The following is a 23,477-nucleotide window of genomic DNA, read 5'->3' on the forward strand; positions in this document are numbered from 1 at the left end:
ACCGAAGCCCGATTCCTGCGTGTGCAGGAATCGGGCTTCGGTGTATTGGTCGCTCTAGAAATCCCGAGCGGGTCGCTCTAGAAATCCCAGTCGTCGTCTTCGGTGTTGACGGCCTTGCCGATGACGTAGGAGCTACCCGAGCCCGAGAAGAAGTCGTGATTCTCGTCCGCATTCGGTGAAAGTGCCGACAGGATAGCCGGATTGACGTCCGTCTCATCCTTCGGGAAGAGGCCTTCGTAGCCGAGGTTGTTGAGTGCCTTGTTGGCGTTGTAGCGCAGGAACTTCTTGACGTCCTCGGTCAGACCGACGCCGTCGTAGAGGTCCTGCGTGTAGTCGACCTCGTTCTCGTAGAGCTCGAAGAGCAACTCGAACGTGTAGTTCTTGAGCTCTTCGCGCTCGGCCTCGGTGAGCTGTTCGAGGCCCTTCTGGTACTTGTAGCCGATGTAGTACCCGTGGACGGCCTCGTCACGGATGATGAGGCGGATGAGGTCAGCGGTGTTGGTGAGCTTGGCGCGCGAGGACCAGTACATCGGCAGGTAGAAGCCGGAGTAGAAGAGGAAGCTCTCGAGGAGCGTCGAGGCGACCTTGCGCTTGAGCGGCGACTCGCCGTTGTAGTAGTCGAGAACGATCTGCGCCTTGCGCTGCAGGTTGGGGTTCTCCTCCGACCAGCGGAACGCGTCGTCGATGTCCGGCGTGGAGCACAGCGTCGAGAAGATCGAGCTGTAGCTCTTGGCGTGCACCGATTCCATGAAGGCGATGTTGGTGTAGACCGCTTCTTCGTGGGGAGTGATTGCGTCGGGGATGAGACTGACTGCGCCGACGGTCCCCTGAATGGTGTCGAGCAATGTCAGACCCGTGAAGACACGCATCGTGAGCTGCTGCTCCTGCGCGGTCAGCGTTCCCCAGGACGGGATGTCGTTGGAGACCGGCACCTTTTCGGGCAGCCAGAAATTGCTGACGAGGCGATCCCACACCTCGGCGTCCTTCTCGTCCTGGACGCGGTTCCAGTTGATGGCGGAAACGCGACTGACCAGCTTGACCATAATTCCTACCTAGCGAGAGAGATACTGCCGAATGTTGGCTTGCCTGAACACTACCCGTTGTGTCGGGTCCGCGATGCCAACACAACAACATGTGTCGCACGCGCCCCTCCACAAGGATCAAAAATGTGATATCAATTAAATATCACTTACCGATGGAAAGCGAGTCTCGCATGACCAGCACCCCTACCGTGGCCGAGAAACCGACCGGTGTCGCCACCACCACGATCGCCGAACGCCCAGGCTGGGACCTGTCCGGCGGGTGGATGCTTCTCGGCGGCGTCCTTTTGTTCCTGGCCGGAATCGCACTGTCCGTCGTTGGCGGAGTTCTGGGACTCTTCGCCCTGATTCCGGTCGGAGTGGTGCTGTTCATCGCGTCACTCCCCCTGCTGATGGGCCTGACGTTGGTGCAACCGAATCAAGCCAGAGTCCTTCAACTCCTGGGTAGCTCGTACAGCGGCACCCTGCGCACGCCGGGACTGCGATGGACGAACCCGCTGACCGTCCGTCGATCGATCTCCACGCGTATCCGAAACCACGAGACCGGTCAGGCGAAAGTGAATGACGCCGACGGCAATCCCATCGAGATCTCGGCGGTGGTCGTCTGGCAAGTCGCCGACACTGCGCTCGCGTCGTTCCAGGTGGACGACTACGAGGAGTTCGTCTCGGTGCAGACCGAGGCGGCCGTCCGCCATATCGCCGGCAGCTATCCGTACGACGCCGAAGGCCGAGTTTCGTTGCGCGAGAACGCCGATATCATCACAACCACCTTGTCGGAGGAGGTTCACGCCCGCGTGCGGGCGGCAGGTGTCGAAGTGATCGAGACACGGATCAACAGGCTCTCGTATGCACCGGAGATCGCCAGCGCGATGCTTCGGCGCCAGCAAGCGGGTGCTGTGATCGCCGCCCGCAAGCAAATCGTCGAAGGTGCGGTGTCCATGGTCGACATGGCACTCAAGCAGCTCGAGGAAAAGCACGTCGTCGAACTCGACGAGGAACGCAAGGCCACGATGATCAGTAACCTTCTGGTCGTGCTGTGCGGCGACCGCGACGCACAACCGGTGCTGAACACCGGTTCGCTCTACCAGTAAAGGAAAGGCCACATGGCCACGGATCCAGCTCCGAGATCCGAGCGTAAGAAGATCCTGCTTCGGTTGGATCCTGCGGTGCACGACGCGCTCGCCCGGTGGGCGGCCGACGACCTCCGAAGTACCAACGCCCAGATCGAGTTTCTCCTTCGGCGCGCACTTACCGAACACGGTCGTATGCCGAAGAATGCCGGCAAGATGCACGGCCCCGGCCGTCCGCCGGCCTGATACCCCTGTGCGCCTTTTCGGTAGCAGTCACTACCAAAAAGGCGCACGGGGGGGCGAAGCCCTTACAACATGCAGGAAACGCAGCCCTCGACCTCGGTACCTTCGAGTGCCATCTGACGCAGACGGATGTAGTAGAGCGTCTTGATGCCCTTACGCCACGCGTAGATCTGCGCCTTGTTGATGTCACGCGTGGTGGCGGTGTCCTTGAAGAACAGCGTCAGGGACAAGCCCTGGTCGACATGTTGCGTTGCGGCAGCATAGGTGTCGACGATCTTCTCGTACCCGATTTCGTAGGCATCCTGGTAGTACTCCAGGTTGTCGTTGGTCAGGTAGGGCGCCGGGTAGTAGACGCGACCGATCTTGCCTTCCTTGCGGATCTCGATCTTCGACGCCACCGGGTGGATGGAGCTGGTGGAGTAGTTGATGTACGAGATCGAGCCGGTCGGCGGGACGGCCTGAAGGTTCTGGTTGTAGATACCGTGCTTCTGGACCGAAGCCTTCAGCTCACGCCAGTCGTCCTGGGTGGGGATGTGCAGCTGCGCATCGGCGAAGAGTCCGCGGACCTTGTCGGTTGCCGGCTCCCAGACCTGGTCGGTGTACTTGTCGAAGAATTCACCCGAGGCGTACTTCGACTCCGGGAAACCCTTGAAGTACGAGCCGCGCTCGATGGCGATCTTGTTCGACGCACGCAACGCATGGAAGAGCACGGTGTAGAAGTAGATGTTCGTGAAGTCGATGCCTTCTTCGCTGCCATAGAAGATCCGCTCACGAGCGAGGTATCCGTGCAGGTTCATCTGACCGAGGCCGATGGCGTGAGAGTCGTTGTTGCCCTGCTCGATCGACGGCACCGAGTAGATGTGCGTCTGGTCGGACACTGCTGTCAAACCGCGGATCGAGACCTCGATGGTCTTGGCGAAGTCGGGCGAATCCATGGTCTTCGCGATGTTCAGCGAACCCAGGTTGCAGGAGATGTCCTTGCCGACCTTCGAGTAGGAAAGATCGTCGTTGAACAGCGAGGGCGTCGAAACCTGCAGGATCTCCGAGCACAGGTTCGAGTGCGTGATCTTGCCTTCGATCGGGTTGGCCCGGTTCACCGTGTCCTCGAACATGATGTACGGGTAGCCCGACTCGAACTGCAATTCGGCGACGGTCTGGAAGAACTCACGAGCCTTGATCTTGGACTTGCGAATTCGCTTGTCGTCGACCATCTCGTAGTACTTCTCGGAGACGTTGATGTCGGAGAACGGAACACCGTAGATGCGCTCGACGTCGTACGGCGAGAACAGGTACATGTCCTCGTTCTTCTTCGCCAGTTCGAAAGTGATGTCCGGGATCACGACGCCCAGAGACAGGGTCTTGATACGGATCTTCTCGTCGGCGTTCTCACGCTTGGTGTCGAGGAATCGGTAGATGTCGGGGTGGTGCGCGTGCAGGTACACAGCTCCGGCGCCCTGACGCGCACCCAACTGGTTGGCATAGGAGAACGAGTCCTCGAGAAGCTTCATGATCGGGATGACACCCGAACTCTGGTTCTCGATCTTCTTGATCGGCGCGCCGTGCTCTCGAACGTTGGTGAGCAGCAAGGCAACACCGCCACCGCGCTTGGAAAGCTGCAGTGCCGAGTTGATGGAGCGACCGATGGACTCCATGTTGTCTTCGATGCGAAGCAGGAAGCAGGACACGGGCTCGCCGCGCTGCTTCTTACCCGAGTTCAGGAACGTCGGGGTGGCGGGCTGGAAGCGTCCGGCGATGATCTCGTCGACGAGTTCGACGGCCAGGTCTTCGTTGCCTGCGGCCAGCGTGAGCGCAACCATGCAGACACGATCTTCGAAACGCTCGAGGTAGCGCTTACCGTCGAAGGTTTTGAGCGTGTAGGAGGTGTAGTACTTGAACGCACCCAGGAACGTCGGGAAGCGGAACTTCTTGGCATACGCGTGATCGATCAGGAACTTCACGAAAGTACGTGAGTACTGATCGAGAACCTCTGGCTCGTAATAGTTTTCCTCTACGAGGTAGTCCAGCTTCTCGTCGAGGTTGTGGAAGAACACGGTGTTCTGGTTGACGTGCTGCAAGAAGTACTGACGGGCTGCGGCGACATCCATCTCGAACTGGATCTCACCGTTCGCGCCGTACAGGTTGAGCATGGCGTTGAGTGCGTGGTAGTCGAGACCGTTGGTGGAATCACCGCCGCGTGCATCACGCTCTACGCTTCCTGCCGCGATCGTGTCAGTGATGGTTGGCGCCACTGCCCGTGCTCCTTCTCTGTTTCGAGATGATTCCAGAACTCCCCCAAGCCTTCTCGTACTCGGTCTACGTCCTCGGCAGTGCCCATGAGTTCGAACCGGTACAGAAAAGGAACGTGGCATTTCTGGGAAATGATGTTTCCTGCATAGCAAAAGGACTCACCGAAATTGGTGTTTCCCGCCGCGATCACTGCTCTGATCAACGACCTGTTGTGTGGATTGTTCAAAAAACGAATGACCGGCTTCGGCACATAACTGGTGTCGCGCCCTGTCACGGTGGCTCCGCCACCATAGGTGGGCAGAATCAGCACATAGGGCTCGTCTACGCGAAATGAGCCGTCACGGTCATGGATGGGTATACGTGTCGCAGGCAGGCCGAGACGTTGAACGAATCGGTGGGTGTTCTCCGACACGCTGGAAAAATAGACCAGCGAAGTCATCGGTTGTCACCATTTTCTTGTACGGTGCCCGGAACTACTCAGATGTGTCGGCGGAGGTGTCCACCGCCGACACTGCGGCGCTTCAAGCAGCGACGGTCAGGGTCTTGATGCGATCGGGACGGAAGCCCGACCAGTGATCTTCACCGGCAACCACGATGGGCGCCTGGAGGTACCCGAGAGCCATGACGTAGTCGCGGGCTTCGGCATCCTCGGTGATGTCGATGATGTTGTATTCGAGACCGGCCTTGTCAAGGGCGCGGTAGGTGGCATTGCACTGAACGCAAGCGGGCTTGGTGTAGACGGTGATGCTCATGAGAGTCCCTCTTTCGCTTAGCCAACAAAGGCCGATGTAGTGATGTTCAGCACCGATTCGACCGATTGCCGGAGTCTCGCTCGAGGCGTTCCGCGTTGTGGTCTCTCAGTGCTCAAGACACTACACCTAGTGGCCGACAGAAACACATAACGCGAGATGTTGTGAGTCACATCGTTGGAATTCCCAGGTCGCCCCAGTTCAGCGCCCACATTTCCCGGCGCGTCGGCGTGTCGCCCGTCACATTTTCTTTTGGTGCTCGCCGGCCTCTCGGAGCCGCGTCACGGACCTACCATGAGGGTCGTGGAAACACCCCCGAAGGACGAAGCTCCGCGCCACCAGGCAACCGTGACGAGAACGCAGCAGGTGACACCGCTGATGCGCAGAATCACCTTCGGCGGCACCGGCCTGAGCGACTTCGAGACGAGCGGAAGCCCCGACGAACGGGTGCTCGTCAGATTCCCTCTCGATCCCCCTCACGCCCGCAGTTACACAGTCCGGCGCTGGCAGCCGTCGAAGAACGAACTGGAGATCGACTTCGTTCTCCACGGCCATGGCGGAGCCGCTCTCTGGGCCGAGAATGCGCAAGCAGGCGAGACCGTCCACCTCTCGACCGCCAGCGGATGGTTCGAGCCGCCGACAGAGTGCGACTGGCTCCTACTCGTCGCCGATCACGCCGCTCTGCCGGCAGTCGGGCGAATTCTCGAAGAGGCCCCAGGCGGTCTGCCGATCCACGTCATCGCACAGGTGCCCGCGCCGAGCGAACAGCAGACGTTCACCACGCGCGCCGACGCTCACTACCGATGGCTCGACACAGCGGGCTCTCTCCTCACCGAACTGTCCGCCTATCCCCTACCGCCCGGCACCGGCTATATCTGGTGCGCAGTCGAGGCAGCGGCCGCCAGACGCATCCGCACCCATCTGCGTCGAACGATCAATATTCCGGCAGCACACATGCACGTGATGGGCTATTGGCGAGAGGACAAGGAGAACTGGGAGCGTCGGTACGCCGCGGTCGCCGACCGGATAGATGCCGCGATGGGCGAAGCGATGATGGCGGGCAAGGATTTCGAGTCGGTGCGCGACGCCGTCGACGACGCGATGGAACGCGAAGGGCTCTAAGTACACAAGAGCTTTAGTCCATATACAGCTGAGGGCCACACCTTTCGGCATGGCCCTCGGCTGTGAAACGGATCAAGCGTTGACGAGCTGCTTGCTGGCGTCGACGAGGTCGGAGACGACCTTGGAGACCTGAGCGAGCACCTCTGCGTTCTCACGCGGGTGCAGCTCACCGAACAGTGCGCCGGTTCCACCGATGCTCAGTGCGGTGTCCTCGACGACCTTGCCACCGGCGATGCCGACTGCCTTGGTGGTGTCTTCGTGTGCCCACTTGGCGCCGTTGCCGCTGGGCGAAGCACTGATGACTGCGACAGCCTTGTCCTTGACTGCGCCGACGCCGTACGGACGCGAGATCCAGTCGATGGCGTTCTTCAGTACTGCGGGGATGGTGCCGTTGTACTCGGGGGTGACGAGCAGGAAGGCGTCCGCGTTGCTCGCAGCGGAGCGCAGCGCGTCGACAGCGGGGATGGAAGCACCCTCGACGTCGATGTCTTCGTTGTAGAAGGGAACGTCGGCGAGGCCTTCGAAGACCGTCAGCGCAGCACCCTCGGGCGCGGCGGACACAGCAGTCTCGGCAAGCTGGCGATTGACGGATCCGGCGCGCAGGCTGCCGACGAGAACGAGAACATTGGTCTGTGACATAACGAGTTTCCTTCGAGAGTGGTGCGGTTGGTGGCTCCGGTTGAAAGTTATATCAACTAAACGGACCGCGGTCCACTTACATTCCCCAGCCCTGTAACCTGATCCCGTGAGCGCAATCCCCCTCCCCCAGATCGGCGCCGCGCCGGTCGAGCGCGGTGACGCAGCACGTAACCGCGCACTTCTGCTCGACGCCGCAGCCCTCCTCGTCGCCGAGCGAGGTGTCGACGCGGTGACGATGGATGCCGTCGCATGCCGAGCCGGTGTGGGCAAGGGCACAGTTTTTCGGCGCTTCGGCAATCGATCAGGACTGATGCAGGCTCTGCTCGATCACACGGAGCGAGAGTTGCAGCAGGCATTCATGTTCGGCCCCCCACCGTTGGGCCCGGGTGCGCCGCCGATCGAGCGCCTCATCGCGTTCGGCCGCGCCCGGATCGCCATGGTGGAAGTACAGGGCGAAGTTCTTCGCGCCGCGGAGAATGCCCCCGAATACCGCTTCGGCGGTCCGGCCCGAGCACTCGGCATCGCTCACGTCATCGGACTTCTTCGAGGAGCCGGCGTCGAGGGCGACCTGGATCTGCTCGCTTCGGCACTGCTGGCACCACTCGAAGCGTCGCTCGTCCTTCATCAGGGACGCGATCTCGGGATGACCACCGAGCGCCTGGCGGCCGGCTGGGAAGACCTTGCCCGACGCGTTACTCGATGTTGACTCCCCAGATCCGTCCCACCACTTAATGTGAGCCCATGCGCATCGCTGCAGCCGTCATCGGCCTCCTGACCATCGCCGCGGTAAGCGGTTGCTCCGCTTCGTCCGACTCCCCCGAGGACAAGTCGAACCCCTCCGGGCGCGTCTTCATCTCGACCTCGGTCGACGGAACACCGATTCCCGGCGGCGGCCCACTGACTCTCGACTTCAGCCAAGCCGGTCGAGTGTCCGCGAGCGCCGGATGCAACACCGCGAACGGCTCGGTCGAGTTCACCGACGGCAAGCTGACCACAGGCACGATGGCGTCGACCATGATGGGCTGCCCTCCCGGTATCGCCGAATCGGACGCCTGGACAACAACATTGCTGACCGCCGCGCCGACGTGGAGCCTCGACGGCGACACCCTCACCCTTACCTCCGGCGATGCCACCGTCACCCTGCAGGACAAGAAAGTCGTCACGCCGGATCGAGCGCTCCAAGGCACGACCTGGACCGTCACGTCTCTCATCAGCCCCGACGCGATCAGTACGAGTCTGGCGCTGGAGACGTCAGCGCCCGAGCTCACGATCGCCACAGGCGGTTCGGTCAGCGGGACCACCGGATGCAATCGCATGACCGGAAGCGCCCAGGTATCCGACACCACAGTCACGTTCGCGCCGATGGGTACCACTCGCATGGCTTGCCCCGAGGAGAACATGGACATCGAGCGTCAGGTCCTGGCAGTGCTCGACGGTGAAGTGAGCTACACCATCGACGCCGACACGCTGACACTGCGCACGCCCGACGACACCGGATTGATACTGACTGCTCAGGCTTGATCAGACGGTGCAGGCCTGATCAAGCGTTGTCGAGCAGCCAGCGTCCCAACTCACGGGCGCTGGCATCGATCATCGCCGGCCAGTCCATGGCCGAGTCGTCCGCGTGATCGCTGACGTGTTTGACGAGGCGGCAATTTGCACCCGCGGCCTTCGCGGCAAACGCGATGGCAAAGCCCTCCATGTCGACCAGATCGGCGCGCTGAGCGAGGGCATCGCGGGTCACCGCGTCGGCGATGAATGCGTCGCCGGTGGCCAATACAGAGTCGTCCCCACCATCGAGCACCAGACGATCCACGACGTCGTGTCCCAACGCTCGAATCGCGGTGCTGCTGATGTCGTGATTGATGACAACGCCGGGAACGAAAAGACCGCCGTGGTGCGCATGCAGCGCACCGGCTGTCCCGATGTTGACGACCAGCGGCAGGTTCTCGCGCTCGTACCGCGCGAGAGCGGAGGCGACTGCCGTTGCAGCACTGACCTTTCCGATCCCCGTGATCAGCAGTTCGTACCCTTGCGGCACATAGGCCGCTTCCGACTTCGTCGCACTGACCACCAGAACGTTGTTCGCACTCATGTGCGCGACCGTACCGCCCAGGTTGCGGTGGCACTGCACGCGCCTGCTCACATCGCTAGAGTCCATTCATGGCCACACTGCGTGAAAGCATCATCGAAGAACTCGGCACAAAGCCGACAATCGACGCCGCAGCGGAGGTTCGCGCGCGAGTCCAGTTCCTGAAGGACTACGTTCGCTCGACCCCCGCCACAGGGTTCGTTCTGGGAATCAGCGGCGGTCAGGACAGCACGCTCGCCGGGGCTCTCGCCCAACGCGCCGTCACCGAGCTTCGCGAAGAAGGCCACGACGCCGAGTTCGTCGCGGTCCGACTCCCCTATGGCGCACAAGCCGACGAATCCGATGCGCAGATCGCACTCGGCTTCATCAAGCCGGATCGCTCGCTCACGGTCAACGTCAAGCCGGGCGCCGACGCCACAGCCCGTGAGGCGTCCGAGGCGTTGGGGAACGGCGAACTGCGCGACTTCGTCCGCGGCAACATCAAAGCGCGCGAACGCATGGTCATTCAGTATGCGATAGCCGGGCAGCTCGGCTACCTGGTGATCGGTACCGACCATGCTGCGGAAGCGATCACCGGGTTCTTCACGAAATTCGGCGACGGAGGTGTCGACATCACCCCGCTCACCGGTCTGAGCAAACGTCAGGGCGCTGCGCTCCTGCAGGAATTGGGCGCACCGGAGAGCACGTGGCGCAAGGTTCCGACCGCCGACCTCGAGGACGACCGGCCCGCGCTGCCCGACGAAGTTGCCCTGGGTGTCACCTACTCACAGATAGACGACTACCTCGAAGGAAAGGACGTTTCCTCCGAGGTAGCCGAGAAGCTCGAGAAGATGTTCACCAACACTCGTCACAAGCGCACGGAGCCGGTCACCCCCCTGGATAACTGGTGGCAGTAACTCCTACCAGAGTTCTTACCAGCGACTAGCTACCGAACAGGCTGCCGAAGATGTTGCCCAGCGAACCCGTTCCCGAGGCCGGATCCTTCTTCGCGAAGTTGGTGGTGCATCCGTTGAACTGCACCGCATCGACCAGAGTCGACGTGGCTGCGGATCCGGTGCCCACGCTGACTCCGTAGTGATCGACAACCGCCTTCGGGTTCGCAGCAACGATGTCAGCCAAAGGCACTGACACGCGGTCCTTGGCGCCGTCGATGTTCTGAGTGCTCCACCACACGCCCTTCTGGATATCCGCGTGAACGCCGCCGTCAGCCGTCGGCGTCGCGTCGGGTCCCGGGACCCACACCAGGGTGGTGAATCCGTTCTCGAACTTTCCGCCGGTCGTTCCGGTGAGGCGGAGCTGGAACGCCGCAGTCGGCGTGGCGGCGCGCTCGGCAAAGCCGATCGCCTTGCCGACTGCGTCGGACAGCTTGATACCGCCGGCCGAATGGTAGGAAACCGAACGATCGCCGGTACCGTCGACGGCCAGCTTCAGTGAGCCGTCCTTGTCCAGGACATTTTCGGCCGAGTACGACGCGGTCTGGTCCTTCTCGTCGGCGAACGGGATGCCCCATCCGTTCGGCGTCGTTTCGGTGGACAGGGTCGAGCACGAGGCTTCCGGAGCAGAAGAGCCGAGCGAACCGGTGGACGGAAGTGCAGTAGCAATTGCCGGAGCAGTGAGTGCAGCTGCTCCGAGGAGTGCTACGACGACTCCGACACGGCGCGTGGAATTAATCGACATTGAAATACCTTTCGCATATCCCGACTGGAATTGCGCCAAAATTAACACATGCCGACAATTACCAACAGCGGAGGAATTTCTTTTGTCATCCGAACAGATGACAATTTGCATCGGCAAACAAAAGTGCAATTACTCCCCTAAAAGTAGGAGAATTGAAACAAAACGACCAATTCTGGACAATTGACCAAGAACAGAGAAGATGGGGATAAACGCTACGTGAAGTGCAGCAATATCAATCAGCCCATTTGAACCGGGCCGCTGAAATCCGACAATAAATCTGCCGCCGACAAATAGCTACGCCGACAATCCTCGGACTATCCTCCCGCGAAAGGCGGAAGAATATCGACAGCACTACCGGAGGGCCGAGTGACGTCGCGAGTCAACTCGTCACCCACGAGGAACGCCGAGACCGACAGCACTCGCTCCATCTCCGGCCCGTATTGCCCGACCAGCACCGCCACCAACTCTGCAAGTGTGTTGTCGGGCGAGATAGCGACTACCTCGCTGCGACACCCGGACACATCCGCTGCAGCAGCAAAGTATCGAACCGAGATCGAATGCGAATCAGCCACCAATCGCTCCCATACTTCTTTCCGGCGGAACGAAGTCCGCGGCGTCGATGCCGTGCCCTGCCCACTTGTTCCACATCGCACCGCGCCACAAATCCGCAAGTTCGTCATCACTTGCTCCCGACCTGAGCGCCGCACGCAAATCGACTTCGCGATCACTGAACAAACATGACCGAATTGTCCCTTCGGCGGTCATTCGGGTCCGGTCGCAATCACTGCAGAAAGAACGGGTCACGGAAGCGATGATTCCTACCGTCATCGAGGTCCCATTGACACGCCATTCTTCAGCTGGAGCCGACGGGTCTTCGCGGCCTATTGCTTCCAATTCGAAACGACCACTCAATACGGACAACAATTCAGCGGCGGTCACCATATTCTCGCGGGCCCATGCGTGATCTGCATCCAGAGGCATTTGCTCGATGAAACGCAATTCGACGCCGGCATCGAGACACCACTGCAAAAGGTCCGCCGCTCCGTGGAGCGTTTCACGCATGAGAACCGCATTTATCTTCAGTGGCGCGAGTCCGGCCGCCGCAGCTGCTCGAATTCCCGCGAGAACCGATGGCAGCCTGTCTCTACGTGTCAATTCTGCGAAGTGGGCGCGGTCAACCGAATCCAGAGAAACATTGACGCGGGTCAGACCCGCTGCGGCCAACTTCGCAGCCCGATGTTCGAGCCCAACCGCGTTGGTAGTCATGGCAAGTGGAATACCCGGCACGCGAGTAGCGCACCCGGCGATGATTTTTTCGAGGTCGCTGCGCATCAGTGGTTCCCCGCCGGTGAACCTCACTTCACGGATACCGGCTCGTTCGACGCCGATTCCGACCATTCGAATGATCTCGTCAGCACTCAGAAGATCTTCCGCGGCGATGGCCGGTAGGCCTTCCTCCGGCATGCAATACGTACAACGAAGCGAACACTTCTCGGTGATCGACACTCGCAGATCTCGGGCAACACGCCCGAACTTGTCGACCAGGAGATCGGTCTCGGGACGGCCGGTGAGGGCGGCGGCGTCAAACCGCACGGTGGGAATTCCCATCGAGACCACTGTCATCACTTCACCAACTTCCGTATTGCTCCAGTATGACCGAAAGCCGTACTCCGTGTGTCGGACGGACCACACCGCCTAGGATCAAAACATGTCGAGGTTGTCGAGGTTACTGTCATGAGCGCGCGTTCGGTCGAGGAACACGCGTCGCACATCTCCGAATTGCTCTCGGGCCTGCACACCCTCTCTCCGTCGGAGGTTCCGACGGCAGAAGCGTTGGGGCGCATAACTTGCTCTGATATCGCATCTCCGGTGGACCTCCCGCTCTTTCGTAACTCTCAGATGGACGGATATGCGGTCGACGCCGCATCCGTGGCCTCGGTTCCCACCACGCTGACGGTTCGAGGTGTGATCGCCGCCGGAAGCGGAAAACCACCGAAACACCTTCCAGGATCGGCATTTCGCATCATGACCGGTGCGCCGCTCCCCGAAGGTGCCGACGCCGTCGTTCCCGTCGAGGACACCACGGGCGTCACCGAACACGTCGTCACCATCGAACGGGGCAGGTCTGTAGGCGAATTCGTTCGCGAACGCGGCAGTGACATCACTGCCGGAATGCTACTGGTCACGGCGGGAACGCACTTGGAACCTCGCCATATCGCTGCGCTGAGCGCCGTCGGGTTGGCCTCACTCGACACGTACACGAGACCACGGGTCGCCGTCATCACGACGGGCGCCGAACTCAAGAGTGCCGGAACAACTCTCGAACCCGGCGAGATCTACGATTCCAACGGTGCAGCTTTGGCAACATTGGCCGAAGCCAACGGTGCCGATGTCGTATCCGTCGCTCGAAGCAGTGACGATCCGGCTGAATTCCGCGAATTGCTCTCGTACGCAACCTCGGTCGCCGATCTGGTTTTCACTTCCGGCGGAGTATCGATGGGTGACTTCGAAGTGGTGAAGGAGACCCTCACACCCCTGGGGGCGCAATTCGGCCACGTCGCAATGCAACCGGGCGGCCCGCAAGGCACTGCCGTGGTGAACGAAGTGCCGGTACTGAGCTTCCCTGGCAACCCGGTGAGCACGATGGTCTCCTTCGAGGTCTTCGCACGGGGCGAACTGCGCCGGGCCGCGGGCCTGCCCGAGATCCCGCGCGAGCGACTCCCGTTGACTGCACCGCTGCGTTCGGTGGACGGCAAACGGCAGTTCCTGCGGGCACGCAGAACTGCGGACGGTATCGAACTCGTTGCCGGACCCGGATCGCACCTCGTTGCAGCCATGGCGTGGGCCGACGTCCTGATCGACATCCCCGCCGCCGTGACCGAACTCGGCGCAGGCGATCTCGTCGACGTCGTCCCGCTCTCGACTTCCTCGATTTGATTCACTCGATCTGATTCAAAGGACACTCATGACCGAATTGACACACGTCGACAGCGAAGGCCGCGCACGCATGGTCGACGTCAGCGCCAAAGCCGAGACGACGCGGATCGCCGTCGCTGCCGGTGAACTTGTCACGACCGCCGAGGTGGTCCGCCTCGTCCGCGCCGACGGCATGCCCAAGGCCGATGTCCTCACCACCGCACGCATCGCCGGAATCGCCGGCGCAAAGAAGACGTCCGAACTGATTCCGTTGTGTCATCAGCTCGCACTTTCGTCGGTCAAGGTGGAGTTCGGATTCACCGAAACCTCGATCACCGTCGAAGCGACGGCAAAGACTCGCGGACAGACCGGCGTCGAGATGGAAGCACTCACCGCCGTCGCGGTGGCCGGCCTGACCTTGCACGACATGGTCAAAGCAGTCGATCCCGGCGCCACCATGAACGGTGTGCGTCTGCTCACCAAAGACGGTGGTAAACGCGGGCATTGGACCCGCGAGGCTCAGGGCGCCCCGGCTACTCCGGAGCACGTCTTCACCTCGACGAGGTCCGCGACCGTGCTAGTCGCTTCAACTGGCGGCGCCAACGGAACCAGACCCGACACCACCGGACCGAAGATCGCGGACTGGCTCCGCGAGCGGGACTTCGAGGTGCGTGGACCGCTCGTGTACGCCGACGCAGACATCGCGGCGGGCATAGCGGACGCGAAGCAGGGCTCCCCGTCGCTTGTCATCAGTACCGGCGGCACCGGCGCTTCCCCCACGGATGCAACCCCGGAAGCTACCCGCTCGGTCTTGACCCGTGAGTTGCCCGGGGTCGCAGAAGCGATCCGAACCAAAGGCCTCGAGAAGACCCCGCACGCATCACTGAGCCGTGGTGTGGCAGGTCTCACAGGTACGACGGTCATCGTCAATCTTCCGGGTTCTCCCGGCGGAGTGAAGGACGGTCTCGCCGTCCTCGAACCCATCATCGATCACCTGCTCGCGCAGGTCGCAGGCGGAGGAGCACACGATGAGTGAGCTACTGGCTCGGATCTCCGAGCAACCGATCCATGCAGACACCGTCGACGCGGCCGTGGCCGGTCCGAAGAACGGTGCTGTTGTGGTGTTCACGGGAACGGTGCGCAATCACGATGAAGGCCAAGCGGTTTCGGCGTTGGAGTACCAAGCGCATCCGGATGCCGAACGCTTCCTCCAGACATGCTGCCAAGAAGTTGCAGCCTCGACCGGCCTACCGGTTGCCGCGATTCATCGCGTCGGGCATCTCGAGATCGGAGACCTCGCACTGGTCGCCGCCGTCGCCGCGCCACACCGCGCGGAGGCGTTTGCCGCGTGCGCCGAACTGGTCGAGCGCATCAAGCACGAGGTACCGATCTGGAAGCGGCAACACTTCGCGAACGGCGTCTCCGAATGGGTCGGGTTGTAGGTCGAACGCTCTGGGAAGGTAGAGTTGCGATCACTAGGTGCCTGAAATCGGGCATCCAGCGTCGTAGAACGCAAAATTTCTTGCTGAGTGCTCAATGCACCCGCTCTTCTTACGGCGAAGAAGCCTGCCGACCGGCAGCGCCGCCACCACTGTGCTTGATTGTTCGACCGGTTAATTCCCGTGTCGGCATCCGGGCACGAACACGTGCCCGAAAGGCTCTGAACACACTTGTCTGACATCTCTACGCCCGCTACCACCTTCGCAGCCCTCGGTGTGCGCGCACCGCTGGTGAAAGCTCTCGAAGACGGCGGAATCACTTCTCCGTTCCCGATCCAGATCGACACCCTCCCCGACACTCTCTCGGGTCGCGACGTACTGGGCCGCGGAAAGACCGGAAGCGGAAAGACCCTCGCGTTCTCCATCCCCATGGTCTCTCGCCTCGCCGGCGAACTGTCCGGCGGCAAGCGTCGCCCGGGTCGACCGCTCGGCTTGGTGCTCGCACCCACGCGTGAGCTCGCCACCCAGATCACCGCAACCCTCGAACCGTTGGCCGCCGCATACGACTTGCGCGTGACCACGATCTTCGGCGGCGTCTCGCAGCACCGCCAGGTTCAGGCTCTGAAGGCCGGAGTCGACATCGTCGTCGCCTGCCCCGGTCGCCTCGAAGACCTCATGAAGCAGAAGTTCGTGAGCCTCGACGCCGTCGAGATCACCGTGCTCGACGAGGCCGACCACATGGCCGACCTCGGCTTCCTGCCCGTCGTCACCCGCATCCTCTCGTCCACGCCGCAGGACGGGCAGCGCCTGCTGTTCTCGGCGACGCTCGACAACGGCGTCGACAAGCTCGTCAAGCGTTTCCTCAAGAACGAGGTCATGCATTCGGTCGACGAGGCCAACTCCCCCGTCGCCGCGATGACGCACCACGTGTTCGACGTCGACGGCGTCGAAGCCAAGAAGGCTCTGGTCGAGAAGCTCGCTTCCGGTACCGGTCGTCGCATCCTGTTCATGCGCACCAAGCACCAGGCTCGCAAGTTGGCTCGCCAGCTCACCGAGTCGGGCATCCCGTCCGTCGACCTGCACGGCAACCTCTCCCAGGCCGCTCGCGACCGTAACCTGGCGGCATTCTCCGCCGGTGAAGCGCGCGTCCTCGTCGCCACCGACGTCGCAGCGCGTGGCGTCCACGTCGACGACGTCGAGTTGGTCGTCCACGTCGATCCGCCGGCCGAGCACAAGGCTTACCTGCACCGCAGTGGTCGCACGGCTCGCGCAGGCAGCGCCGGCGACGTGGTCACCGTGGTCTTGCCCGAGCAGCGTAAGGATCTCGCGATCCTCATGCGTAAGGCAGCCATCAAGGTGACGCCGGTTCGTTCGACGGCCAACTCCGAGCACGTCGTCAAGTTGGTCGGCGACATCGCACCGCATGTCACTCCGGCTCCGAAGGCTCCGGCCCAGCCGAACGGTGGACGCGGACAGCGCCCCGCCGGCCAGGGTGGACGCGGCGGCGCAGCACGTTCGGGTCAGGCTCGCTCCGGACAGGGCGGTCAGTCACGCGGTGCACGCACCGGCGGCGCTGCCCGTCAGGAACATGCCGGCGGCGGCGCTCGCCGTCCCCGCACCGGCGGCGGCGCTCGCACTGCGGGCTCCACCGGTGGCCGTCCCGCGCGCTAGGCCGCACAGGCACAATTCAATAGGTTTCGTAGTGGACAGCGTCGGCCAATGGCCGGCGCTGTCGCCATCCGAAGCGCTCGAGATCCGGAACCTGTTGGAATTCAGTCACCTTCCCGACGCACAGCCACGCAATGGGGCGAACGGGTGACGGAATGCCCATGAGTTCGGTGAGGTACTTCTCGTCGTAGAACGAGACCCAGCCGATGCCGATCCCCTCGGCTACCGCGGCGAGCCACAAATTCTGAATCGCGAGCACTGCCGAGAACAGGCCGGTGTCGTCGACGGTGTGGCGGCCGAGGATGTTCGGGCCACCGCGTGACGGGTCGTAAGTGACGACGATCCCGGTACCGCTCTCGGCAATTCCCTCGATCTTGATGGGGTCGAACGTCGAGCGGCGATCCCCGGGCAAAGACTGCGCGAAATTCATCCGGGCATCGGCGACGTGCGCCGCGAAGGTGTTGAGCGTCTCCGGATTACGAACGACGACAAAATCCCACGGTTGCGTGTTTCCCACGCTCGGCGCGCGGTGAGCGGCGTCGAGAATTCGCATCAGGGTTTCGTCCGGGATGACCTCTCCCGAGAACTCGGCGCGAACGTCTCGCCGTCGCCGAATCGCTTCGTACACGGATACATCTGATTCACTCACGCTCCGACGGTATAGCGGTGCAATCCCAGCATGGCGTCGGGGTGCGGTTCGGCCGTTTCTTCTCGTACGCAGGTGCGCAGGGCTCTGCCCACCGCTCCCGAATCCATCCCGGAACCGATCACGACCAGTTGCGTAGTTCGAGGTTCGCCCGACTTCCATCGCAGCGGGGTGATCCGAACATGATCACCCACCGACTGGATCTCGAATTTTCCTGTGTACCCGGGAATTTCGAAGTTCACGAATCCCTTGATGCGGTAAACACCCGACGGCTGATTCTCGAGAAAGTGCGTCAGAGCCCTGGCATCGAGTGGTGTCTCCGATATGAAATCAACCGACTCGTAGCGATGATGCAGGTGATCGTGGTGACACGAGCCGTCCTCATGGTCGTGCCCGTGATCGTGGTCGAGTCCGTCGCGCAGGAGCTCGTCAAGGCTCAGTTGATCGCCCGGAGCGGGAGGGGTCACCTCACCGGAATCGAACAACAGAGCGGGGTCTATCCGCGAGTGCGACGTTTCCACTATCGGCGCTCGCGGGTTCAACTCACGAATTCCGGCCGAGAATTGCTCGCGCTCGGCGGCGGGAACGCTGTCGATCTTGTTGACTACCACCAGGTCTGCCAGGCGGACATGTTGATCGAGTTCGGGATGTTCGCTGCGAACGGTGGAGAAATTGGCTCCGTCGACCAAGACCACCAGGCCGCCGTAGACGACGGACGGGTTCTCACTTCCGAGGACGAGTCGAATCATGTTCCGCGGCTCGGCAAGCCCGCTGGCCTCGATGACGATCACGTCGATCCCGGATTGCCGGTGCGCCAGCTTGTTCAGCATCTCGTCCATGTCGGAGACGTCGACAGCACAGCACAAACAGCCGTTGCTGAGCGTGACCATCGAATCGACCTGACCGGCGACCATCATCGAATCGATGTTGACGGAGCCGAAGTCGTTGACGATCACGCCGATGCGTACGCCGTCGTTGTTACGCAGGAGATGGTTGAGCAGCGTCGTCTTGCCCGAACCGAGAAAGCCTGCGACGACTATTACGGGAATCTGCTTCTTCGCCACCACACAACCTTCCGAAACCACACGTACCGATCAGTGATCGTAGTGGAGTGTGGCTTCGGAAGGTTCACGCTGACAGCAGACTCACACCGTACAGAGTGGGCGGATGTCCGAAGTGCCCTCGGTGGTCGGTGACGTCAAGATCGTGCACGCGTTGTATCCACGGGATTCGGCGACCCGGCGGATTTCACTCCAGCCTGCCGCGTCGACGACCGGCGACCGTGAGAGCACGAACCCGGAAAGCCTGAGCGGATCGCCCACCAGGGCCCACGAATAGTCGTCGGCGATATACGTGACGATGTAATTGGGCGGACCGTCCAAGCTTTCCTGTGAGGGCACCCCGGGGAAGCTCACATGCAACTGGGCACCCGTTGCTGGATCGGTAACTCGGGCATTCCCGACGATCTCGTTGGCTTGGCCGGTCCACGTCGTACACGTGTTCTTCACGCTCACGTTCGACGAATCGACTATCCCGTAACTCGCCCGGGTGTCCTTCGCGCACGCGAGGTTGAAGGGCTGAGGAATCGCCGCCACCTGGTTCCATTCCCCTACGTAGCGCGCGGCGTCCAGGTTCGCCACCGGCTGCAAGGGTTCCCAGAGTGGGCTCGCCTGCGCGGTTCCCGAAAACATCGCCGCTGCGGCGCACACTCCCGCAATCGCACTTCGCCCCGACCACTTCATATCACTGCTCCTCGTCTGTACAACGCTCGATCGGCATTGGTTCCTCAAAGCATTCGGAGCTGACGGACTGGAGGATGGGAACGTATGTAAAACTACTTTTGGTTTGTTATGGACCTACTTCACATACCTTATGTAGTCTTTGCTAAAAGATAGCTGAAAGTCGGACGGAGCTACTGTGATGAAGGTTGTCGACTTAGGTCTAGAGCGCACGCGCTACGCAGTCATCGACGAGACGATCGAGTCGAGGTGGCGCCGAGTTACCTCGATGCAGCACGACACCGTTGCCGTCGTGACTCCGCGCGACCGGATCACTTTCGCCGAACTCGAACTCCGGACCGACGCATTGGTCCGCGAACTTCGCCTGCGCGGGTCACACGGGGCTTGCCCGGTTGCGGTCGATCTCGAACCAACCGCCGAGTCGGTACCCGCCATCCTCGCCACTCTGATTTCCGGTCGGCCGTTGGTCATGATCGACCCACAACTCCCCAAGGCCCGGCGAGCGCACATCATGAGCACCTCGGGTGCCGTCGCGCTGCAGTCGATACTCGACGAATCAGCCGCAACGGGCTTCCGTTTCGACAACGCGCTTGAACCCTCCAGTTCCGACCCTGCCATGATCGCGTTCACGTCCGGGACCAGCGGAGCCCCCAAGGGAGTCGTGCTGAGCCACTCCATGTGCCTGAACAAAGCCGACGAACTTGCCGCAGCAATCGACCTGCGACCCGACGATCACATCGGGAACCTGTTGCCCGTCAGTTTCGGAGCCGGAATCACGGCCCTGATCATGGGACTGATGAACGGAGTCACGGTCTTCTGCTGGGATCCACGCACAGACGGAGTCTCGGGAATCGATGACTGGCTGATCGAGAACTCGATCACGACCGCGCACTGCGCACCGTCATTCCTGCGAGCTTGGTCGGATCTCGAATCCGATGAAGCACCGGATAATTCGCTCGGATCGCTGAGGGTCGTCGTGACGTACGGGGAACCGGTTCACGGCGAGGACTACGCGCGCCATCGCAGTCACGGCTTTGCACGCGTCACCTACGTCAACTGGCTGGCCACCACTGAGACCGGCGTCGTCGCATACAACGCGTTCCCGCCGCATTCCGAACTGCCCGACGGAGTGGTGCCGGCCGGACGTGCTCGCGATGGCAAGGACGTACAGATCGTCGATGTGAACGGCGTGCCTCTCCCCGACGGGGAGATCGGCGAGATTCAGGTTGTCTCCAGCGATCTTGCCGACGGATACCACGGCGACCCGGATCGAACTGCAGCACGATTCACACGTCTCGGCGAGGGGGTGTGTATCTACCGGACCGGTGACCGGGGCCGCATCGACGAACACGGCGAACTACAACTGCGTGGACGGGTTGACGACGCCGTCAAGATTCGGGGCTACCTGGTAGAACCGATGGAAGTCGAGTCGCATATTCGTCGAATTCCCGGCGTCGCCGATGTTTTCGTCGCTGCCGTACTCGAGAACGATCGACCGGAGATTGTCGCTTACGTGGTCCTGACCAAAGCCGTGATGACTCGGTCGGGGGCCGAGATGCGGCGGGAATTGGCGAAATACCTGCCCGCCTGGATGCTTCCGCGACATTTTGTTCTCATGGCCGAGCTGCCCCGTAACGAAAGGGGGAAGGTCGAGAGAACAACATTGCCATCCGTCGCGGTGAGGGACACTCCCCCAACTCTCGCCGGACCTGCCGAACTGTGGCTGTCCTCGATCTGGGAGTCGATTCTCGGCATCGATTCCATCGACCGTGAGGACGACTTCTTCGAGCTCGGCGGCGACTCCCTTGCTTCGACCGAGGTGGTGGCCAAAATTCACGACATGTTCAGGGTCCGGATCACGGCGGCAGAGTTCGCGACCGCGAGCACCGTCAAAGACCTTGCAGCGCTGATCGATCGGTGCACAATCGATCCCGACGATCGCGTCTCTCACGACATGATGGTTCCACTGAAGCTCGAAGGGTCAGGGCGACCGCTGTTCATCATGAACGGTGCAGGGTGCCCCTCGACAACACTGTCCACCTTGTCGAAAGCGCTCAACACCGATCGCCCGGTCTACGCACTTCAGCCACACGGCTTCGAATCTCGCGGACTGCCCGATCGGTCGGTAGAGGCAAGCGCTCGCCGTTTCATATTCGAAATCAAGAAGATTCAGCCCACGGGCCCCTACCTCCTCGCCGGCTACTCGTACGGCGGCTACGTGGCGCTGGAAATGGCGTCACAGCTGTCCGAGACCGGTGACACTGTCGAGCACGTCACCGTTCTCGACACCAGAATCCCCACCGACACTGCCGCACGACTAGCCGACCGTGCGGGCATCAGTTTGGATCCGTCGATCGTCGACCTCGCACCACAACCATCCACCAATACCCGCTGGAAGCCGACCAGACGCACCGTAGCCGCGATGTGGATCCGCACGCTGTTCGCCGGCATTCTGCAGTACCCACCGGCCACCCAGTGGACAGTGTTCCTCTACATCGGAGGCCAGGCGCTCCGGAAGCATCGGATACGAGCATGCGCCGCGCCCGTCACCGTGATCCGTGGAGCCACCAACAACCGTGGACGCGAGATCTGGTCACTCATTGCCACGGGCTCACTCGATTTCGACGACGTCGACGCGTGCCACGAAGACGTCGTCCGCCAACCGTACGTCCGCAAGACTGCGGCGATCATCGACCGAATCTGCGATCGAGCGTGACCAGCGCTGCTCATGTCCAGCTGTAGAAGAAAGAGCGGCGCGGGGTGACAGCCCAGTCGGTCGTCGACGAACAGACTCTTTCCTTGACGAATGCACCCGCCCTGCCTGCGATGAACATGCCCGTTGCTTCGTCGACGCGAGTGGTCCGCTGGAAAACCCCTTGTCGCCTACCGAGACTGATGCACCGTCCGGCGAACTTCGGAACCACCGGACGCGGCGCGGAACCGTCGAGTCGATGCAGGATCGTTTCTGCCGCATGAACTCCCAAGGGGATAGCGGCCTGGCAACTCATCCTCAGTGACAGATCACCGACCGCGACCGCATCACCCGCACCGACGATGTTGGGATAGGACGGGTATTCGAGGCGGTTGTCGAGTTTCAGGCGACCGAGATCGTCGACGGCAAGGCCACTTCGGCGCGCCAGTTCGGGGACACCGAATTCCGTCGCGAGGATCGTGCATTCGGACTCCACCCGTATGCCTCCCGCTAGCTCGCAGGACGAACCGTCGAGCCGAGTCACCCGCGATTCGGTGACAATATCGACCCCAAGATCGGTCAACGATCTGACTATCGCTGATCGCGCGCGCTCCGAAAGGTCCGGAGCCATGATCCCGCCGGTCACCAAGGTGATTCGGCCGCTTCGCTGCTCAGCCAATTCTGCGGCAGTCTCGACTCCGGTGAGACCGCCGCCGACAACGCAGACTGCAGCCTTCTCGTCGATTGCCGACAGCCTGGATTCGAGGCGTACCGCGTCCTCGAATTCGGAAACGCTGAACCCGTGCTCCGCCGCCCCGGCGATAGTGCTGGGTGACTGCCCACTCCCGACTGCGTAGACCAGATAGTCGTAGTCGAGCACACTGCCGTCGTCGAGGGTGAGCCTGCCGAGCGCCGCCTCGATCGTCGTCACCTCTCCGAAGACTCGGTGTGCCGCACGCGGTAGCGCCCTGTCGAACGAGACCGTCGTATCGTAGCCAGCCGCGATCATCTGATGGAGCCTGATTCTTTGCACGAAGTGTGGGCGCGGATTCACGACGGTGACCGTGACGTCCGAACGAGTTCTCAGCAGCCGCTTCGCTGCCATGGCGCCCGCATATCCTGCACCGATTATCACCACGTGTGCGCGCATGACTCCCCATTCCGAAAACGACAAATGCTCTGCACCGATTGGTGCAGAGCATTTGTCTTGGGTGGAGCTAAGGGGACTCGAACCCCTGACCCCCACACTGCCAGTGTGGTGCGCTACCAGCTGCGCCATAGCCCCGTATTCAATTAACTCTAACAGTCGAACTCGCAGCGGCTTTTCTGCTTTCCGCTTGCTTGAAGAAAGTTACACCACTTCGATCCTGGGCAACAAATCGCCTGCTCAGAGGGAGGCGGGGGGGCCCCGAAGGGGGCCGCCCCGGCACACGAGCAAACGAGTATAAAAAAAAACGGAGGGGGCGGGGGAGAAAAAAAGCCAGAGGCACAAACGAGG

At 61.7% G+C, this 23,477-nt stretch carries 24 protein-coding genes and 1 tRNA gene; 11 read left to right on the forward strand and 14 right to left on the reverse strand.

Features of this window, described 5'->3' with window-relative positions; all coding sequences use genetic code 11:
- Positions 1–77: 77 nt before the first annotated feature.
- Positions 78–1,043, reverse strand: a complete 966-nt coding sequence (gene nrdF / locus ACFWAD_RS14050; protein ID WP_003944744.1) for a class 1b ribonucleoside-diphosphate reductase subunit beta — start codon at positions 1,041–1,043, stop codon at positions 78–80.
- Between the two features lie 170 nt (positions 1,044–1,213).
- On the opposite strand from nrdF, the gene ACFWAD_RS14055 reads away from it, so the two are divergent.
- Together ACFWAD_RS14055 and ACFWAD_RS14060 are read left to right on the forward strand one after the other, a co-directional pair.
- Positions 1,214–2,131 carry an SPFH domain-containing protein gene (locus tag ACFWAD_RS14055; RefSeq protein WP_378533891.1) on the forward strand — a complete coding sequence of 306 codons (918 nt, stop codon included), beginning with the start codon at positions 1,214–1,216 and terminating at the stop codon, positions 2,129–2,131.
- 12 nt (positions 2,132–2,143) lie between these two features.
- Positions 2,144–2,356, forward strand: a complete 213-nt coding sequence (locus tag ACFWAD_RS14060; RefSeq protein ID WP_003944723.1) for a hypothetical protein — start codon at positions 2,144–2,146, stop codon at positions 2,354–2,356.
- Positions 2,357–2,418: 62 nt separating this feature from the next.
- On the opposite strand, the gene nrdE is transcribed toward ACFWAD_RS14060, so the two are convergent.
- The 3 genes from nrdE to nrdH all read right to left on the reverse strand — a co-directional run bounded on the left by nrdE (position 2,419) and on the right by nrdH (position 5,352).
- On the reverse strand, positions 2,419–4,602 hold the full coding sequence (nrdE, locus tag ACFWAD_RS14065) for a class 1b ribonucleoside-diphosphate reductase subunit alpha (RefSeq protein WP_378449137.1): 2,184 nt from the start codon (positions 4,600–4,602) through the stop codon (positions 2,419–2,421).
- On the reverse strand, positions 4,560–5,039 hold the full coding sequence (gene nrdI, locus ACFWAD_RS14070) for a class Ib ribonucleoside-diphosphate reductase assembly flavoprotein NrdI (protein ID WP_230812772.1): 480 nt from the start codon (positions 5,037–5,039) through the stop codon (positions 4,560–4,562). The genes nrdE and nrdI overlap by 43 nt, the downstream gene beginning before the upstream one ends.
- Positions 5,040–5,121: 82 nt before the next feature.
- Positions 5,122–5,352 carry a glutaredoxin-like protein NrdH gene (nrdH, locus tag ACFWAD_RS14075; protein ID WP_019747886.1) on the reverse strand — a complete coding sequence of 77 codons (231 nt, stop codon included), beginning with the start codon at positions 5,350–5,352 and terminating at the stop codon, positions 5,122–5,124.
- A 291-nt stretch (positions 5,353–5,643) separates the two neighbouring features.
- Between nrdH and ACFWAD_RS14080 the strand changes: the two genes are divergently transcribed.
- A complete protein-coding gene (locus ACFWAD_RS14080) occupies positions 5,644–6,471 on the forward strand; it encodes a siderophore-interacting protein (protein WP_378544713.1) in 828 nt (275 codons plus the stop codon).
- Between the two features lie 72 nt (positions 6,472–6,543).
- Here the strand turns inward: ACFWAD_RS14080 and ACFWAD_RS14085 are convergent, their stop codons facing one another.
- Positions 6,544–7,110: an NAD(P)H-dependent oxidoreductase gene (locus ACFWAD_RS14085; protein WP_283303672.1), complete on the reverse strand. Its 567-nt coding sequence runs from the start codon at positions 7,108–7,110 to the stop codon at positions 6,544–6,546.
- A 106-nt stretch (positions 7,111–7,216) separates the two neighbouring features.
- On the opposite strand from ACFWAD_RS14085, the gene ACFWAD_RS14090 reads away from it, so the two are divergent.
- On the forward strand, positions 7,217–7,816 hold the full coding sequence (locus ACFWAD_RS14090; RefSeq protein ID WP_378544716.1) for a TetR/AcrR family transcriptional regulator: 600 nt from the start codon (positions 7,217–7,219) through the stop codon (positions 7,814–7,816).
- A 35-nt stretch (positions 7,817–7,851) separates the two neighbouring features.
- Entirely contained in the window at positions 7,852–8,631 is a 780-nt protein-coding gene (locus ACFWAD_RS14095) for an META domain-containing protein (RefSeq protein WP_378544719.1), read from the forward strand.
- Positions 8,632–8,650: 19 nt separating this feature from the next.
- On the opposite strand, the gene ACFWAD_RS14100 is transcribed toward ACFWAD_RS14095, so the two are convergent.
- Complete coding sequence (locus tag ACFWAD_RS14100; protein WP_378544722.1) at positions 8,651–9,205, reverse strand: nucleosidase; 555 nt, start codon at positions 9,203–9,205, stop codon at positions 8,651–8,653.
- A 68-nt stretch (positions 9,206–9,273) separates the two neighbouring features.
- Between ACFWAD_RS14100 and nadE the strand changes: the two genes are divergently transcribed.
- On the forward strand, positions 9,274–10,098 hold the full coding sequence (nadE, locus tag ACFWAD_RS14105) for an ammonia-dependent NAD(+) synthetase (RefSeq protein WP_378544725.1): 825 nt from the start codon (positions 9,274–9,276) through the stop codon (positions 10,096–10,098).
- 25 nt (positions 10,099–10,123) lie between these two features.
- Here the strand turns inward: nadE and ACFWAD_RS14110 are convergent, their stop codons facing one another.
- The 3 genes from ACFWAD_RS14110 to moaA all read right to left on the reverse strand — a co-directional run bounded on the left by ACFWAD_RS14110 (position 10,124) and on the right by moaA (position 12,502).
- Positions 10,124–10,879, reverse strand: a complete 756-nt coding sequence (locus tag ACFWAD_RS14110; RefSeq protein ID WP_378544728.1) for a hypothetical protein — start codon at positions 10,877–10,879, stop codon at positions 10,124–10,126.
- Positions 10,880–11,193: 314 nt separating this feature from the next.
- Complete coding sequence (locus ACFWAD_RS14115) at positions 11,194–11,451, reverse strand: MoaD/ThiS family protein (protein WP_317555389.1); 258 nt, start codon at positions 11,449–11,451, stop codon at positions 11,194–11,196.
- Positions 11,444–12,502, reverse strand: coding sequence for a GTP 3',8-cyclase MoaA (moaA, locus tag ACFWAD_RS14120; protein ID WP_378544733.1), 1,059 nt, complete (start codon positions 12,500–12,502; stop codon positions 11,444–11,446). Before moaA ends, ACFWAD_RS14115 begins: the two co-directional genes overlap by 8 nt.
- A gap of 111 nt (positions 12,503–12,613) precedes the next feature.
- On the opposite strand from moaA, the gene glp reads away from it, so the two are divergent.
- The 4 genes from glp to ACFWAD_RS14140 all read left to right on the forward strand — a co-directional run bounded on the left by glp (position 12,614) and on the right by ACFWAD_RS14140 (position 16,905).
- Entirely contained in the window at positions 12,614–13,816 is a 1,203-nt protein-coding gene (gene glp, locus ACFWAD_RS14125) for a gephyrin-like molybdotransferase Glp (protein WP_378534560.1), read from the forward strand.
- 28 nt (positions 13,817–13,844) lie between these two features.
- The gene (moaCB, locus tag ACFWAD_RS14130; protein WP_378533906.1) at positions 13,845–14,831 is read left to right on the forward strand and encodes a bifunctional molybdenum cofactor biosynthesis protein MoaC/MoaB; all 987 of its coding nucleotides are present in this window, start codon (positions 13,845–13,847) and stop codon (positions 14,829–14,831) included.
- The gene (locus tag ACFWAD_RS14135; protein WP_378544738.1) at positions 14,824–15,237 is read left to right on the forward strand and encodes a molybdenum cofactor biosynthesis protein MoaE; all 414 of its coding nucleotides are present in this window, start codon (positions 14,824–14,826) and stop codon (positions 15,235–15,237) included. The genes moaCB and ACFWAD_RS14135 overlap by 8 nt, the downstream gene beginning before the upstream one ends.
- Before the next feature lie 228 nt (positions 15,238–15,465).
- Positions 15,466–16,905, forward strand: a complete 1,440-nt coding sequence (locus tag ACFWAD_RS14140) for a DEAD/DEAH box helicase (protein ID WP_042450056.1) — start codon at positions 15,466–15,468, stop codon at positions 16,903–16,905.
- Positions 16,906–16,921: 16 nt separating this feature from the next.
- Here the strand turns inward: ACFWAD_RS14140 and bluB are convergent, their stop codons facing one another.
- From bluB to ACFWAD_RS14155, 3 genes are all read right to left on the reverse strand, one after another.
- Positions 16,922–17,551: a 5,6-dimethylbenzimidazole synthase gene (gene bluB / locus ACFWAD_RS14145; protein WP_378544741.1), complete on the reverse strand. Its 630-nt coding sequence runs from the start codon at positions 17,549–17,551 to the stop codon at positions 16,922–16,924.
- On the reverse strand, positions 17,548–18,612 hold the full coding sequence (locus tag ACFWAD_RS14150) for a CobW family GTP-binding protein (RefSeq protein WP_378544744.1): 1,065 nt from the start codon (positions 18,610–18,612) through the stop codon (positions 17,548–17,550). Before ACFWAD_RS14150 ends, bluB begins: the two co-directional genes overlap by 4 nt.
- Positions 18,613–18,693: 81 nt before the next feature.
- Entirely contained in the window at positions 18,694–19,290 is a 597-nt protein-coding gene (locus ACFWAD_RS14155) for a lipocalin family protein (protein WP_378544747.1), read from the reverse strand.
- Positions 19,291–19,468: 178 nt separating this feature from the next.
- Between ACFWAD_RS14155 and ACFWAD_RS14160 the strand changes: the two genes are divergently transcribed.
- Complete coding sequence (locus tag ACFWAD_RS14160; protein ID WP_378544750.1) at positions 19,469–22,003, forward strand: alpha/beta fold hydrolase; 2,535 nt, start codon at positions 19,469–19,471, stop codon at positions 22,001–22,003.
- A 10-nt stretch (positions 22,004–22,013) separates the two neighbouring features.
- Here ACFWAD_RS14160 and ACFWAD_RS14165 read toward each other — a convergent pair whose 3' ends face one another.
- Complete coding sequence (locus tag ACFWAD_RS14165) at positions 22,014–23,129, reverse strand: NAD(P)/FAD-dependent oxidoreductase (RefSeq protein WP_378544753.1); 1,116 nt, start codon at positions 23,127–23,129, stop codon at positions 22,014–22,016.
- Positions 23,130–23,191: 62 nt separating this feature from the next.
- Positions 23,192–23,264: transfer RNA gene (locus ACFWAD_RS14170), tRNA-Ala, on the reverse strand.
- Between the last annotated feature and the right edge of the window lie 213 nt (positions 23,265–23,477).

This window comes from Rhodococcus sp. NPDC059969, assembly GCF_042738325.1.
Lineage (GTDB): Bacteria > Actinomycetota > Actinomycetes > Mycobacteriales > Mycobacteriaceae > Rhodococcus_F.